Annotated in this window: 11 protein-coding genes; 3 read left to right on the plus strand and 8 right to left on the minus strand. The window is 52.8% G+C overall.

Going from position 1 to position 15,780, the window contains the following annotated elements:
- Positions 1 to 108: 108 nt before the first annotated feature.
- A complete protein-coding gene (gene uvrC, locus HRI97_RS04730; RefSeq protein ID WP_253726991.1) occupies positions 109 to 2,181 on the minus strand; it encodes an excinuclease ABC subunit UvrC in 2,073 nt (690 codons plus the stop codon).
- Positions 2,182 to 2,188: 7 nt separating this feature from the next.
- Between uvrC and HRI97_RS04735 the strand changes: the two genes are divergently transcribed.
- Both HRI97_RS04735 and HRI97_RS04740 read left to right on the plus strand, forming a co-directional pair.
- Positions 2,189 to 3,886 carry a fibronectin type III domain-containing protein gene (locus tag HRI97_RS04735; RefSeq protein ID WP_253726993.1) on the plus strand — a complete coding sequence of 566 codons (1,698 nt, stop codon included), beginning with the start codon at positions 2,189 to 2,191 and terminating at the stop codon, positions 3,884 to 3,886.
- Positions 3,876 to 6,737 carry a tetratricopeptide repeat protein gene (locus HRI97_RS04740; RefSeq protein WP_253726995.1) on the plus strand — a complete coding sequence of 954 codons (2,862 nt, stop codon included), beginning with the start codon at positions 3,876 to 3,878 and terminating at the stop codon, positions 6,735 to 6,737. The genes HRI97_RS04735 and HRI97_RS04740 overlap by 11 nt, the downstream gene beginning before the upstream one ends.
- Before the next feature lie 34 nt (positions 6,738 to 6,771).
- Here the strand turns inward: HRI97_RS04740 and HRI97_RS04745 are convergent, their stop codons facing one another.
- The 6 genes from HRI97_RS04745 to HRI97_RS04770 form a co-directional block, all read right to left on the minus strand.
- Positions 6,772 to 7,917 (minus strand): M24 family metallopeptidase, encoded by a 1,146-nt coding sequence (locus HRI97_RS04745; RefSeq protein WP_253726997.1) that lies wholly within the window; start codon positions 7,915 to 7,917, stop codon positions 6,772 to 6,774.
- A gap of 70 nt (positions 7,918 to 7,987) precedes the next feature.
- Entirely contained in the window at positions 7,988 to 8,821 is an 834-nt protein-coding gene (locus HRI97_RS04750; protein WP_253726998.1) for an ABC transporter permease subunit, read from the minus strand.
- The gene (locus tag HRI97_RS04755; protein WP_253726999.1) at positions 8,802 to 9,818 is read right to left on the minus strand and encodes an ABC transporter permease subunit; all 1,017 of its coding nucleotides are present in this window, start codon (positions 9,816 to 9,818) and stop codon (positions 8,802 to 8,804) included. The genes HRI97_RS04750 and HRI97_RS04755 overlap by 20 nt, the downstream gene beginning before the upstream one ends.
- Positions 9,815 to 11,245 carry an ATP-binding cassette domain-containing protein gene (locus HRI97_RS04760; protein ID WP_253727000.1) on the minus strand — a complete coding sequence of 477 codons (1,431 nt, stop codon included), beginning with the start codon at positions 11,243 to 11,245 and terminating at the stop codon, positions 9,815 to 9,817. Before HRI97_RS04760 ends, HRI97_RS04755 begins: the two co-directional genes overlap by 4 nt.
- Positions 11,246 to 11,274: 29 nt before the next feature.
- A complete protein-coding gene (locus HRI97_RS04765; RefSeq protein ID WP_253727001.1) occupies positions 11,275 to 12,288 on the minus strand; it encodes a BMP family ABC transporter substrate-binding protein in 1,014 nt (337 codons plus the stop codon).
- Positions 12,289 to 12,459: 171 nt separating this feature from the next.
- Entirely contained in the window at positions 12,460 to 12,894 is a 435-nt protein-coding gene (locus tag HRI97_RS04770; RefSeq protein ID WP_253727002.1) for a MarR family winged helix-turn-helix transcriptional regulator, read from the minus strand.
- A gap of 53 nt (positions 12,895 to 12,947) precedes the next feature.
- On the opposite strand from HRI97_RS04770, the gene HRI97_RS04775 reads away from it, so the two are divergent.
- Positions 12,948 to 13,733 (plus strand): hypothetical protein, encoded by a 786-nt coding sequence (locus tag HRI97_RS04775; RefSeq protein WP_253727003.1) that lies wholly within the window; start codon positions 12,948 to 12,950, stop codon positions 13,731 to 13,733.
- Positions 13,734 to 13,867: 134 nt separating this feature from the next.
- On the opposite strand, the gene pyk is transcribed toward HRI97_RS04775, so the two are convergent.
- A complete protein-coding gene (gene pyk, locus HRI97_RS04780) occupies positions 13,868 to 15,661 on the minus strand; it encodes a pyruvate kinase (protein WP_253727004.1) in 1,794 nt (597 codons plus the stop codon).
- Positions 15,662 to 15,780 lie beyond the last annotated feature (119 nt).

Consider the following 15,780-nt stretch of genomic DNA (forward strand, 5'->3'; position numbering starts at 1 on the left):
GAAAATCGCATTTTCTACAATCAGGCGCGGGAAGGGCGGATGAAATTATATTGGCAGAAAACAATGCGTGCTGTAAAAAGGCGCGGTACTTTCGGCAATAGACTGCCTTTATTCGGTACCGCTTCCGTTGAGGGCGGCGCCGGCAAGACTGTCGATATAGTGCGCTGCTGCGGCTTTTTGTGCAGTCGTGCCGGCATTTTCGAGCGATTCGATCTGTTTCGCTTTTTTTCCTTTCCGTGCATCGTTGAGCTTTTTCGCTTCCCGCATAATTTTTTCCGCTTCGTCGGCACTCACGCCGAGCGCGTCCGCGATGCGCTCTTTATCGGCACTTGCGAGGTTTTCGAGCGTCGTAAATGTTTTTATCAATGTGCGTGCTCGCTTTTCGCCGATGCCCGGAAGTTCGAGAAAAATGCTTACGGTATTTTCTTTGGTGCGGAGGCGCTGGTTTTTACTTGTCGCAAAGCGGTGCGTTTCGTCTCTTACGCGCTGGAGCAGGCGGAGCGCGTCGCTTCTGCGCGGAAGTACGACGGGCGTGCTGTTGCCCGGACGGTAGATTTCTTCGTTTTTTTCGGCAAGTCCCGCGATCGGGATGTCGATGCCGAGCGATGTGAGTACGCTCTGCACCGCATTCACCTGTCCGATGCCGCCGTCTATGAGGAGGAGATCCGGCAATTCCCGCCCTTCGTTTAAAAGCCGCGTATAGCGTCTGCTCGTCGCTTCCCGCATGGATGCGAAGTCGTCTATGATGCCGTCGGTCGTTTTGAGACGGAAATAGCGGTAATTTTTTTTGTCGGGGTTGCCGTTATAAAAACTTATTAAACTTGCGACGGGGAATTTTCCGCCGATATGCGCGATGTCGAATCCTTCGATGCGCACGGGAAGCGTGTCGAGAGAAAGAAGCGTTTTGAGTTCTTCGAGCGCGGGTATGTCGCCCCGTTCGCGTAAGCGCCGCACGATATCTTCATGCGCGTTTTGCTTTGCCATATTGATGGCTGCCGTGTGGTATTTTGCGTTTCCTCTTGCGTCGGAAACGGGGACGACTTCGGTTTCGGCGCCGAGCGTTTCGGAAAACCATCTTGCAAGTTCGGCGGGCGAGAGAAAAGCGACGCTTCGATCGGGGAGTTGCGGGGTGCCCCCGCTGGAGGGGGAGCGAGCAACCGTGTGCGAGCGCGGGGGAGGGCTCTTCCCCGCATCGGTATGAGAATTTTCAATGTCGGATAAATTATTAATTAATAAATTCGGTATATAGATGTGAGGCGGCACTTCGGCTTTGTCGGTGTAGTATGCGTTGAAAAACTCTCCGATGAGTTCCGCGTCTTCGTTTAAGCTTACGGTGCGGTAATTGCCGCGTCCTTCGAGTTTGCCGCCGCGGAGTTTTAAGACGGTAAAGCTTACGAGTTCTCCTTCCCTCCAATAGGCGATATAGTCGCGGTCATCTCCGTCGAAAGTTTGGACGATGTTCTGTTTTTGCATGATCGAAAGCGCTGAGAGTCCGTCTCTCAAGCGCGCGGCCTTTTCGAAGTCGAGGTTTTCTGATGCCTTTTGCATTTCGGCTTTTATTTTTTTTAGGGTGTCGTCTCCTTTTCCCTCAAGAAGGCTTGCGATTTCGCCGATGTATTCGGTATAGGCTTCGCGGGAAATTTTTTTGCAGCAGGGGGCGTCGCATCGGCCGATGTGGTAGTAGAGGCAGGGGGCATCGCGTTTTTTAAGCGTTTTGCACCGGCGCACGGGGTAGATGCGGTAGAGCGTGTCGATAAAGGTGTCGAGCGCGCCCGCGTCGGGGTAGGGGCCGAAATAGGTCGAGCCGTCTTCGAGGATGCGCCGCGTTTTGATGACGCGCGGAAAATCTTCGTTCGTGATCCGCAAAACGGGATAGGATTTGCCGTCTTTCAAATCGATGTTGTAACGCGGATTGTATTTTTTAATAAGATTGTTTTCGAGCAGAAAGGCTTCATATTCGTTTGCCGTTGTGATATACTCGATTGACTCGGCGTGCGCGACGAGGAGTTTCGTTTTGATGTCTTTGCTGCCGGAAAAATACGAGGTGAGGCGATTTTTCAGATTTTTCGCTTTGCCGACATAGATGACATCTCCCTGCCGGTTCCGCCACAGGTAGACGCCGCTTGAAGAGGGGGCTTGTAATGCCGTTTCGTGTAATATTTCCCGTACCGCTTTTGCCATAGTGCCTATGTGTTTTCCGTATAATAAAAAAATAACGATTTTGTCCGCGCTTCGTCCAGTACGTGCGTTTGCCGCTTTATGTGCGCTTCGTTCGGCGCATACACTTGCCGTTTCGTGCGCTTTTCATCCGGTGCGCGCTTTCGTTTTATCGACCGCTCTTCGTTCGGCGCATACACTTGCCGTTTCGCGGACGCTTCGCTTTCGCGCGTGCTTTTTATTGTACGCGCTTTCGGCCGTTTTGTGTATCCGTTCCGCCTTTGCCGATTCCGTGACGATCGGCGGAAGCGAAGGCTGGTCGAAGCTTTCGCTCCGGAGAGGCGTTGCGGAGGGGACGGGGCGCTTCGGCTATCCGTGTATCGAACTTGCCACCGACAGCCGTGTTCAGGACGCGATGACGGATACGCTTTTCGATTTCGAAAAAAAGCCGTTTTCGGATAAGACGGGGCATTACACTGTGAGCAAAAACGCCCTTTTGCTTTCGGCAAAATCGGCGATGGGAAAAGGCGCCGCTCTTTCCCGCGGTACGGGCGGCATATCGCTTCGCGGAAAACGTGGAGCGCTTTTCGGTACGGAGGGACCTGCACCGTCATTTTATATTGAGTTTTGGCTTTCGCCCGCGGTTGCGGAAAACGGTGAAGTCGTTTTTAATTGGCGCTCGTCGCGCAGCATCGGACGCAATATCGTATATCAGATGATTACGGCATCTTTTTATCAAAATCATCTTTCGTGGACGTTTTCGAATATCTTTGACGGATACGATAAAGGCGATGTAACGCTTTCGGGCATTACGACGCTGATTCCCGGAACATGGGCGTATCACTCGATCGCTTTCGACGAAGAGAATGGGTGTATCGAATACCGCGTGAACGGCATGCTCGAAGCGATCGCCTACGTTACGTCGACCGGCCGTGCGTCGGGTTCGGTGTATCCTGCGTATTTCGGCGTACCTGCGGATATAGAACTGTGCGGAAAGTATACGGGGCTTATCGACGACTTTCGCATACAAAGGGGAACCTGCGACGAAGCGATGCTGCAAAAATCGGAAGATGCGTCGGCTCTCGGTTATGCGAAGTACCGTGCGTCCGGCGGGCGGATCGAAACGCAGCCGCTTTTAACGTCGGTCGCATCTTCCCTCAATTCGGTGACGGCGCTGATGAGTAAACCGGATCAAACAGCGGTGCGTCTCTATGTACGAAGCGGTGATAACGTTTTCGACTGGACGGATTCGTATCCCGCGTGGCGTCCGGTGCGAAGCGGAGAAGCGATTTCGGGCGTAAACGGTTTGTATTTTCAAATAGCCGCCGATCTTTATCCCGACGGAAACGGATCGCACACGCCGTCGATTACGCAAATCGATATCGATTATACGGTGCCTCCTTTGCCGCTTCCGCCTTTTACCGTAAAAGCGGCTGCCGGTGACGGAAGCGTAACGCTTTCGTGGGCGCATTCCGTCGACGAAAATGCGGGCGGTTATTACGTTTACTACGGCACGAGACCCGGCGAATACCTCGGACGGGTTGCACGCGAAGGCTCATCGCCTGTCGATGCGGGTTTTTCGCAGGCGGTAACGCTCACGAATCTCAAAAACGGAACGATTTATTATTTTGCAGTTGCATCTTATTCGAAACTCGACAGGCGCATAGTCGGCCCTCTTTCGCGCGAAACCTATGCGCGCCCCGCATCGGACGGCGATTATGGCAAGTGAAAGGGCAGAGGAGAATAAATTCGTTTTTCGCCGTGCGGCGGCAGCTCTCGCTTCCCGCGATTTTGAACTCGCCGCGCGCTTGTATAAGGGCTTGTTAAAAAACGATCCCGAAAACCGCGATGTGCTTTTTGCGCTCGGCGACGTGTACGTCAAATCGGGCGACGATGCGCGCGCTCTTCCTTATTACGAAAAAATTAATAAGATTGATCCGAACGATGCGGCCTCTCTCATCGCGTCGGGCGGCATTTACCGCAGGCTCGGCCGCTATGACGATGCTCTCCGCTCTCTTCGTGCAGCGCTCTCCGCAGGCGGCAATACAACTGCGATACAGTATAATTTGGGATTTACCTATCGTTCGATGGGAGATTACGACAAGGCGATCGAATGCTTCGAATCGGTTATCGCCGCTGATCCGGGCGATACGCTTGCGTACAATCATTTGGGCGCCATCTATGCGCTCCGTAAAGAATATCAAAAAGCGATGACGGCGTATAAACGCGGTTTACAAATCGATCCGAATCATCCGGTGCTGCAGTTGAATCTTGCCGAAACGTATGAAGCCGTCGGCGCGGACGGAGAAGCGGCCGTCGTATACGAAGCTGTCCTGCGTGCAAAACCCGGAAACACGGAAGCCGTTCGAAAGTATGCAGCGCTTTTGCTCCGTCGTCATAAGACGGAAGCGGCCGCAGCCGTCGTCACAAAGGCGATCGCTCTGTATCCGTCGAATGCGGGGCTTTTTGCGCTGCTCGGCCGTATAGCGCTCAAGCGCTTTGATTATGAAGCTGCCGTTTCCGCACTTAAAAAAGCTTTGACGCTCGATCCGAAAAATACGACCCTTATCTCGTGCCTTGCCGACGCGTATGAAAAAAAAGGCGCGCTTGAAAACGGAGCCGCCCTTATTCGTCAGGCTGAAAACGATTTTCCGTCGGACGCCGCAGTCGGAGAGCAATATGTCCGCACGCTTCTTTCAGCCCGTGATTATGAAAGTGCATTTGCAAAACTGAAAGCGCTCTATGCGGAAAATCAAAACGATGTGCAAATCCTCGATCTCTACGGACAGTATTGTATTTGCAGGGGAGAAGATGAAAAGGCCGCTTCCTGTTATAAAAAAATAAATTCGATCGACTCGCAATATTTTGCGTATGAAAAATCGGCGGCGCGACGCTTTATGCAAGCGGGGCGATTCGATAAGGCGCGGAATTTTATCGCGCGCTATCTTTCAAAATATCCGAGCGATGAAGAAGTACTCGTGCTGTCGGCGGAAATCGATACGGAGGAAGGAAAACTTTCGTCCGCGCTTGCCGCTTACCGCGCCGCCCTCGCCGTAGACGGCGGCAATGTTTCGGCAAAAAATGAAAGTGCGCGTATCGAAAAATTATTAAAAGAAGCGGACGGTACACAGAACGATTATACTGCGGATGAAAACGATGAAACAACCGGTGCGGAAATCGTTATGGATTCTCCCGAAACGAAAGCCGCCGAAGCTTCCGTTTACGGACAGGTTCGCTCAGACGATGATTTTTTCGATTTTGATTTGGCGGGTGAAAGCCTTTTAAAAGCCGACGACGAAATCGATCCGTTTACGATTGCCGATCGGGAAAGCGATGAGGAAATGCGGGATTCCGAAGCGGAGGGTTTGGATCTCCTCATTCCGTCCGACCGCCCGATCGACAAAGATGCGACCGCGCGGGCGGCCGGAAGCGGCGATGTTTTCGACGGGAGGACGGGGCCTGCTGCGGGAATCGATGAAAGTCTTTCCGGAAATATAGAAGACGTCTTCGGCACGGAAAATATCGATGCGGGATTTGAGCCTCCGACCGTTTTCCCGAAAAGTAAAGCTGAGCGTGTAAATTACGAAGACGAGCCCGTTCCGATAGCCGAAGACGCGCCTGCTTCTTTGCCAAAGAGTCCGACCTCTTTGCCGCTTTCCGCTGAAAAAGAAGCGCGAGCGGAAGCCGGTGCAAGCGAGCAAATATCTGCGGAATCTTCGTTTCGTGCACAGGGTCCGCATGAAGCTGCGGGTGCACTTGCTCCCGAACGCATCGCGGAAGTCGAACGCCAAGCGGCCGAAGCGGCTTCCCGAAAACTTGAAGCCGCATTGGAAGCCGTAAACGTCCGCCGTGCGGATGAACTTGAAGCGTTGCGTCGTTCCTACGATGAAGCGCATCGGACGCGCAAAGCCGCGCGCGATGCCGTCAATGAAATGCGCGAGCTTATCGGTTCGGTGAAAAAGAGCGTCGAACGAATACGGTCGGATGCCGAACATGCGGAGTCGAACGTCAAAGGTGCGGCAGAAAATGCTGTGAAAAAAATACGGGATGCGGCAGAAAAAGCTCTTTCCGAAACGGATGCAAACGAAAATATTTCAAAACAAACCGGCGGCGAAGGGCGCAGAGAGGAAATGCCTCGAGACTTTAACGCCGCGCTTGAAAAAGCCGTGCGCGCGCTTCCCGATATCGCCTCGGCTCTGCAAGATAAAAAAAGCGCAAAAGACTTTGCAATCGAATTGGCTCTTTTTAAAAAGCTCCGCGCCATGTGCGATTTTTTACCTTCGCGGCGGAAAGAAAAATTCATGAAAAGCCGGACGAGGCTTTTGCTCGATTACGTGATAGCGCGTCTTTCCGGAAAGCCGGGGCTGCTTGCGACGGCCGAAGCGCTCAGGAAGATAAAACTGTCTGCAGGTCTTTTGGAAAACGGAGAAGAGTCCTTTCCCGCACTCACCGATGAACAGCTTGTACCGCTTGTCATCCACGATATGCGAACAAAACTTTCCGATTTGCCCGATGCATCCCTTGCCGCAGCTCTCGACGCTGCCGCATCGGAAGCTCTCGAAAATGCACGCGGACGCTGAGTTCGCCCGGGTGCAATGCGAATCCGCAAATCAATTATAATTTAATAATTCTCGAATGCGTTATAACTTCGTTGCCGCTTTCGGTGATAAGTACGTCGTTTTCAAGGCGGCAGCCTCCGAGTTCTTCGTCGTAGAGTCCCGGTTCAAGCGTTACGATCATGCCCGATTTAAAAACGAGGGTTTCGGATGCTTTGAGATTAACGCGCGGAGGTTCATGTATTTCAAGACCGATCGCATGTCCGAGACCGTGAGGCATTTTCCGTTTTTCCACAGCAAATACTTCGTCGGCTTTGAGCGCCGCATCGCGGATTGAAAGACCGGGTTTGTACAGTTTGAGACATTCGTCATAGGCTGTTTGTACGAGATCGACGAGCTTTTCCTGTGCAGCGGAAAGCTTTCCGCGTGCAACCGTGACCGTCGTATCGCTCGTGTAGCCGTTTACGACGACGCCGAAATCGAGAATGGAAAGTCCCGAATCCGCCCATTTTCCGGAAGTGTAATTCGGAAAACAGTGGATACCCCAGCTGCGATCCGGTCCCGCGGCGAGCGTGTCGAATCCCGTTCGTTCGCAGCCGTGAGCGCGGCATTCCCTTTCGATAAGCAATGCGACATCCGTTTCCGTTACGAGCTTTTTCGATTTGATGCCCTCTTCAACCGTATCGATTATTAAATCTCCGATACGCGCGGCTTCTTTCGTACATGCGATTTCGTACGCGTCTTTTATCATGCGGAGCTCTGTGACATAGTGATGCACGCTGTTTTCCCGGCAGTGGACGTCGCAGCCTTCGAGCGCATCGACGTATTTTAAAAATTCGGGATAGGTCGTCGAAGGCGGCAGTTCGACTTTTTTGTTTTTTAAGTGACCGCTTTCACTCAGCACCGCTTTTACCGCATCGATTGCAGTGTTTTTATATTTCGTATACGGCACAACTTTATCTGCGAATGCATATCGTTTTGCCATGATTTCATCCCACGGAACGAGTACCGAATACGCATCGTCGAATACGAGCAAAACCGCATCGTTTATGTGGCCTGAAAGATAGCGCACGGCGCTTTCGCGTTTTTCTTCACTGTCGATAAAGACTGCCGCACCGATGCCGTTTTGTTTCATAAAGCGGGCGACGCGTGCACGGCGCTCGGTATACATCTTTTTAAATTCATCTGTTGTCGGTATTTTCATATATATTCCTTGTATATAAATATAGCGATTTTTTTATATTTCGGAAAGCGAAGCGGTGATTTCGAGCGTTCTATTCGCCCCTCTTCGTATCGGGTACGAGCACGATGAGCGCGAGAGATGCGATATAGGGCAGGGCGATCAAAAGAGGAGAGGCGATATTTTGAAAAACGTTTTGCAAGTTCGCCGCAAAATATTCCGCCGTGCAGAGGACGATAACGGCAGCCGCCGTGCCCCATCCCGTCCGTCTGCCTAAAAATACCGCCGCGAGGGCGAGCCATCCGCGTCCGCTTGAAATATTCGGCACGAAAGATGAAAGCCTGAACGACAGTATGCAGCCGGCAAGCGCACCGTAAAAAGCCGCGATGCACCACGCCGCAGTCCTGCACGCCGACACGTCGATGCCTCGCGAAGAAAGGACGTCGGCATCTTTTCCGGTGATGCGGATGTAGAGCCCGTATTTTGTCCCGTAGAGAAATGCGAATCCCGCCGCCGTAAAAACAAAAGCGATGACTGCCGTCGAAAGGCGAGCGTTTACGGCAGGAAACGAAAAGGATGGAGAGGTGAGCACGCCGCGTGTACCGAAAAGCGCGACCGAGATGGCCGACGCGAGGGCGCCGGTAAAAAGGTTTAAACCGAGGGATGCCAAAAAGGGATTTGCGTGAAGCGATTCGACGGCGCGGATCGAAACGAATATGATGAGCGTACAGCAAAAGACCGAGAGGAATGCGCCTGCGATAAACGATCCGGTCAATACGCTGAACGCATAGCAAAAAAATGCCGCGAGGTTGATAATGCCGTCGAGAAAAACCGCCATGCGCCCGGAGTATTCGCTTGTGAGTGCGCCGAACGATGCCAAAAACAGGGGTGCGGATAAAAGGGCTATGCTAAAGACCGCGTTTTGCATGCCGCATACCTCCTGCATATTTGACGGCGATGCACGAAAGCATGACGCCTTGAATGAGAGCACTCATATCGAAACCGAAGTTGTTGTTGAGCGCAACCCTGTTTGCCGACGTAAAAAGCCAGGAGAGCACAAGGCTTGCCGGAGCGATCATTGCGGGATTCGAATTCGCGATGAGCGCGCACGAAAGCGCGTTCCATCCCATGCCGCCGTAAAATCCCGCGTGGCAGGTGTAGTACGTTCCCGCGACAGCGATAAAACCCGCAAGTCCGTGAAGCGCGCCTGCCGCTGCGAGCGTCGCATAGAGCGTGCGGCTTTGCCGGTAGCCCGAATATTTTGCAAACTCTTTCGATATCCCCGTGATCTGAAGGTGTCTTCCGCTTACCGTGCGGTATTTGACGTACCAAAGCGCGCCGCACAGCGCGAGCGGAATAAGCGCCAAAGCCGAAAGCGGGGATGGATTTAAAATATGCGCAAAGCGAAAACGCTCCGCGATAAACGGCGTTGCAAGGAGATTGTTCGTCTGCCCGCGGAACTTCCCTGCGATAAGCGAATCGATAAACGGAATCGCCGCCGCCGAAACGAGAAAGGACGTGAGGAGTACGTCGGCGTTTTTTAATTGCCGAAGAGAGGCCGATACGAGGGCCATCGCGGCGGGAAGCAAAAGAGAAGCGGCAAAGGCGGCAGCCGTAACGAAGGCGGACGGCCATCCGACGGGAAGCGTAAAGACGACGGCTGCGGCAAATCCTCCGGCGTAAATCTGTCCTTCGCCGCCCAAATTGTATTCGCCTGCCGTAAGCACGATCGCGTCTCCGAGCGCGCCTGCAGAGAGGAGGGCTGCCGTATTGAGCACGCTTCCGAAATAGTAGCGCGACGTAAAAGAGCCTGCCAAAAAATCGAGGGCGGAAACGAGGGTGCGCGAAAAGAGAGTGAGCACTGCGACGGTGAAGACGAGACCTGCGATGACGGGGAGCGCATCGAATATTGTTATTTTTTTCACGCCGCCTCCCGCATTTCGCGAAGAGCGCCGCCTTCGAGCACGTAGTGTGCCGCACACAGCGCTTTCGGAAATTCCGACGACGAAAGCACGATGACGACGGCGCCGCGATGTGCAAAGTTTAAAAGCAGCTCCTGCGTACGTTCGGCCGCTTTGCCGTCGAGTCCTTGCAGCGGTTCACACGCAATGATCAAATTCGGATCGTTTTCGAATTCCCGCGCGAGGATTAAGCGCTGCAGCATGCCGCCCGAAAGAGATGCCGCTTTTTCATCGGGCCTGATCGAAACCTTCGCTTTTTCTATCAGTCGCGTCGCATATTCGTCCGCGCTCTTTCCGCCGTACATTGCGCATAAAAGCTGTTCGATCGAAAGGTCGGGATTCGACGCGCGGAACGTTCTGTCCGACGGGATGATAGCCGTACGGAGTTTCGCTTCGGTTCGTAAAAAATACGGCATCCACTTTCCCGATTTGAGATCGATGCATAAGCTTCGTTCCGCCGTTTTGATGCGGCACAATCCCTCCGTACGTGCGCTTTCCATACCCGTGACGACGTTTTCGAGCGTACCGAGTCCGCTTTCGGGCAAGCCTTCGATGAGGGTGATACCGCCGCTTTTTGCGGTAAACGACACGTCGAAAAGAGCCGGCCGCTTTTTCGGCCGTACGCCGATGTGTTCGAACGAAATACAATAGCCGCTTTTTCCCGTACGAACGGTATGAAGCTGTGCGGCTTCCGATTTTGCCTTCGGCACATACAGAGCGCTCCGCTCACAGCGTTCGGCACCCTTTCCCTTTTGCAGTACGGTTACCGTATCGGTATAGAGGGAAGCTTCCTGCATGATGTGCGTGATGACGATGACGTTCATCCCCTTATCTGCAAGTTCGCGGATATTTGCATAGAGGGAAAGCCTCTGTTCCCGGTCGAGGAGCGCGGACGGCTCGTCGAGAATAAGCATACGCGGCTCGCGTATGAGAGCCGAGATGAGCGCCGTATAAAAGCGTTCGTCGCCTCCGATATGGGCGGCGAGAGCGCGGAAGTTTAAATGCGGAGCCCATTTCGATTTTAACAATTCCGCGCGCGAAAGGATTTCACCCTTTTTGAGCTTTTTTCCCGCAGCTCCGTATTCCGTTCCGAGGAGAATGTTTTCCCATACGCTGATGCCGTCGGCGATGAGCGGCCTCTGACGCACGCAGACGATGCCTGAGCGAAGGGCATCGCGCGGAGAAGAAAACCGCACGGCCTTTCCGTCGATGAGAATCCTGCCGCCGTCGGGTTTGAGCGCGCCGCTTAAAACAGCCGCCGTCGTCGATTTTCCCGCGCCGTTTTCTCCGAGCAGCGCGTGAATCATACCGCCCTGAAAGACGAGGGAAAGATCTTCGAGCACCGTTTTGTGCAGATACCGTTTTGAAATATGTTCGAGCGCAACATCCATAGTAAATTAATTAATAAAAATTTGTCATGTCAATTTTGCGGGAGGACGAGCGTGCCGTTTTCTATACTCGCGACGACATCTCGCATCTTTGCACGCATTTCATCCGTTATAGCTCCGTTTTTACGATTCGGCGCATCCTGTACAAAGCTCACGAAACCGTCCGCGACGCCGACGGTTTTCGCCGTACCCCATTCGGTTTTACCCGTAAGGTAGTCGAGCGTTACGTTTTCCGCCATCTTCGCCTGATTGAGCGGTGTGCACGATATGATATTGTCCGGCGCGCGCTCAAAGCTCGCGTTGTCGAAAAATGCGAGATATTTTCCCTTTTCCTTCGCCGCGTTGATGACGCCCTGCGAGGCTCCGCCGCAGATCGGAAGGATCACATCGACTCCGGACGAATACATCGCATTTGCAAGTTCGGCGCCTTTTGTCGCATCGTACCAGTTGCCGACGACGCGGAAATCGACCGCCGTACCGGGAGAAGCGGCTTCCGCGCCTTCTTTGTAGCCGGGAAGTATGACGTTGTTCATGACCGGATATTCCTGTCCTGCAATGAGACCTATCTTTTTCGACTTCGTCATGAGACCCGCCATATAGCCTGTCATATACGACTGTTCGTGTTGATTGTAGCGAACGGTTGCGACCGACGAGTTGCCCGACTTATAGGCGTCGAGCAGAATAAACTTTTGATTCGGAAACTGCACGGTAAGCGGTTCGACGAGTTCCGGCAGCGACGGATTCGACGAAATGATGACGCTGTATTTTTGTTCCGCAGCGAGGGCGGTGAGCTTTGCCGACCATTCGGCTTGGTTCGTTCCCGCTTCGAGCACCGTGACGGAAGCCTGCGCGCTTGCATTTTTTCCGTCGTTGTATGAAGCGACGCCATGCTGCACGCCTTCGGCGAGCATCGCATAGATGGGGCTATCGGCTATGATGCCGGGGACGAAAACCGCGATGGAATGAGCTTGAGTTTTTTTTGCGCTGCACGAAAACAAAGCCAAAAGAAAAGCCGTGAGTGCTGCGGCGCATATCGATTTTTTCATAATGAATTACCTCTTGCCGATAAATATAGTTTTATATAAAACTTTTGTCAAGCATGTGACCGCACTCGCATGAATGCAATATGAAAACACAGCGTTCGCGAAATACCGCATCCGCCGTTGGTCGATGCGTGCGGCCGTTCCGCCTGCATCGTATGCGGACGGTCTTTCGTCTTATTGAGAAAAATTTTCTGCAATGCGCGTGAGAAAGGCGAAAGCGTTTTTCTTTTCGGTTTCGGAAAATCCTTTGTAGAATATTTTAAGCAGATCCTTTGCAAGCTCGGCCGTTACGTCGTTGTATCGTTTTCCTTTACGCGTGAGCGATACGAGTTTGCTTCTCGCATCTCCGGGAGAGGGAGAAGTTTTTACAAATCCGTCGCGTTCGAGTTTTCGCACCAAAACGGTCGCAGTCGATTTGTCGCGGTTGATTTTTTCCGAAAGCTCTTTCATCGTAAGCGCGTCTTTTGCCGCGAGCTGGAATAAAATAAAACCGTGAGAAGACGCGAAGTCGGGTAAACCCTTTTCCGCAAGGCGCTTTATGAGAAAATCCGCCGCCGCCGAATGTATGCGCGATACGAGCGACATGCTCTGCCGTATATCCGTTTGCATAATAAAAGTATACACCTTGTTGCGCTCCGAATCAAATAGCTGTACAATGCCGTATGTATCTTTTCTTTATCAAAAAAAATTTTTACGACGGCTGGGATAATATGCTCACGCTCATCGTCATAAATCTCGTCGTCATGGCCGTGTCTTTGGGACTTCTTTCGCTCATCTATGCGTTGCAGCAAAGCGTGCCTGTCGTCATAGCTCTCATTCTCGTTTCAGGCATCGTCATATCGATACTCGCCCTCGCATCGGGAGAAGTCGCTTTTTCTGCGGCAAATTTTGGAAGCGCGCACATTGCGGATTTTTTTCGGGCGATTCCGTCGTGTATCGCCGACGGCATCCGATTCGGTCTTGTCCTCGCCGTCGTAGGAGCTGCAGCGTATGTGTGCATTCCCTTTTATTTTGCGCAAAAAACGCTCGTTGCAATATTTATCGGTGCGATGTTCGTGTGGCTCGTCGTCTTTACGCTGCTTTCTCTTCAATGGTTCGTTGCGATCCGCTCTCTCATGCACAACGATTTTAAAAAGTGCCTGAAAAAATGCTTTCTCATATTTTTTGACAATGTTCCGTTTTCTCTGTTTACGGCGCTGTATGTTTTTTTTCTTACGGTGCTGAGCGTCTTTTTTTTCGGTCTTTTGCCGTCTCTTTCGGGCATCATTCTTGCACAGGTAAACGCGCTTCGTCTGCGTTTGTATAAATACGATTATTATGAAGCGCATCCGGAGTTGAAGACGCCGAAAGAAAAGCGATACATTCCGTGGGACGAACTTTTGCAAAACGATAAAGAGACTCTCGGCCCGCGTTCGTTCAAATCGCTGATATTTCCGTGGAAAGAGTAGGGACTGTTTTAAAAAATAAAGCCTACGCCGGATTGTAAGGGCGGCGAAGCCGTTCTCCGCAAAGGATGAAGTTTGCGGAGAATGAAGCGGAAGCGGAACCCTGAAAAGCCGGTTCTTCCGCTTCGCTTCGTCCGCTACATCTTTCCTTCATATACGAGCAGATCTTTTCCGTCGATCGTCACGGTCAGTCCGTTTTCGATCGTACCGGCGTCTTTTCCCGCTTCGTTCAGCCAAACGATATTCGTGTTTATCATTTTCATCGTGTCGGCGGGGATTTCATTCGTGCCTTCCGAAATGACGCCGTCGACGAGGCGGAGGATCGGAATCCAGCTTTCGTCGAGGGAAGGGCAGACGAGGATTTCGCCCGTTTTGCGGCGGAGCATCGAAACGGCGTCTTCGGGCGAAGAGGCTTTTACGATTCTTCCGGATACGCGGGACACATCGGATGCCGTGCCCCCCGATCGGCCGCGCGCCAATACGTTTCCGACGAGGAGAACTCGGATCGTATTTACGGGGATCGGACTTACGAGCGGGATGCCCGCGCACAGGATGATCCTGTCGCTTTGGCGGACAAAGCCGTTGTCGAGGGCGATCTTTACCGCATTTTGCACCATGTCTTCGCTGTCGTCGGCCGTTTTCGAAAGAAGCGGAAAAACGCCCCAGTCGATGAGCATTTGTCGCTGCACTTGTTCGTTCGGCGTGACGGCGAGGATTGCCTGTTCTGGGCGGAACGTGCTTATCATGCGCGCGGTGTTGCCGCTCATCGTCGGGACGATGATGACGAGCGCTTTCGTTTTGTCCGCCGTTTCATACGCCATCTGCGCCATAATCCTGCCGATCGTTACGTCTCCGTCGGGAATCGGGGGAGCGGCTTTGATGCGCTTGCAGTATTCTTCGCTGTCTTCGACCGTTTGCGCGATGCGCGCCATCGTTTCGACCGCTTCGGCGGGGTAGGCGCCGTTTGCCGTTTCACCCGAAAGCATGACGGCATCCGTGCCGTCGAAGATCGCGTTTGCGACGTCGGTCAGTTCCGCTCTCGTCGGGCGCGGATTGACGATCATCGAGTCGAGCATTTGCGTCGCTGTGATGACGGGCTTTCCCGCCCTGCGGCACTCTTCGATGATGCGTTTTTGCGCAAGCGGAATGCGCTCTATCGGAAGCTGCACGCCCATGTCGCCCCTCGCAACCATAACGCCGTCGGCCGCTTGAGCTATTTCTGCGATATTGTCGAGGCCTTCTTCGTTTTCGATTTTGGCGATAATCTTCATATTCGAACCGAGCGATTCGAGGTAGCGCCGTATTTCGTGCACTTCGCTCGCAAAGCTCGTAAAACTTGCGGCGATAAAATCGCAGTTCATCCGTACCGAAAACGCGATATCGGCCTTATCCTGTTCGCTCATAATCGGAAGCCCCGCATGCAAGCCGATGAGATTGACGTTTTTTTTGCTCCCGATGGTTGCCGTATTCGCCGCCGTACACATGACGTTTTTCCCATCCGACGATTCGACGTCCAGTTCAAGCAGTCCGTCGGCGATGAGGATTTTGTGCCCGCTTTGAATACGCTTCGGCAAGTCGCGCCACGAAAGCGAAATGCGCGCCGCATCCTTGCCGTTTGCCGCCGTAACGGGACTGTCGTCGGCAGTGACGATGACGCGCTCTCCCTTGTTTACCGTAATCGTCTTATTGTCCGGCACGATACCCGTTCTGATTTCAGGGCCTTTGGAATCCATCATGAGCGCGACCGGTTTTCCGATTTCGCGCGACAGGCGCCGGATGCGCTCCATCATATCTTTTTGGCTTTCGTGCGTACCGTGTGAAAAGTTAAAGCGCGCGATATCCATACCCGCGCGTATCATCTTTGCCGCAATGTCATCGTTATTGCTTGCGGGGCCTATCGAACAGACGATCTTTGTTTTTCGTAACGACATGGCACAAGTATAGCACAAAACGCTTTTTGTGTAATCACGGGGATTTGCAGAGCGGGGGGAGATTTTGGGGGACTGCTGTAAAAAAGGCAGATACGTGCTGAAAAAGAAGCGGATGCGTG

Source organism: Treponema socranskii subsp. buccale, assembly GCF_024181585.1.
In the GTDB taxonomy this organism is placed as follows: domain Bacteria; phylum Spirochaetota; class Spirochaetia; order Treponematales; family Treponemataceae; genus Treponema_D; species Treponema_D buccale.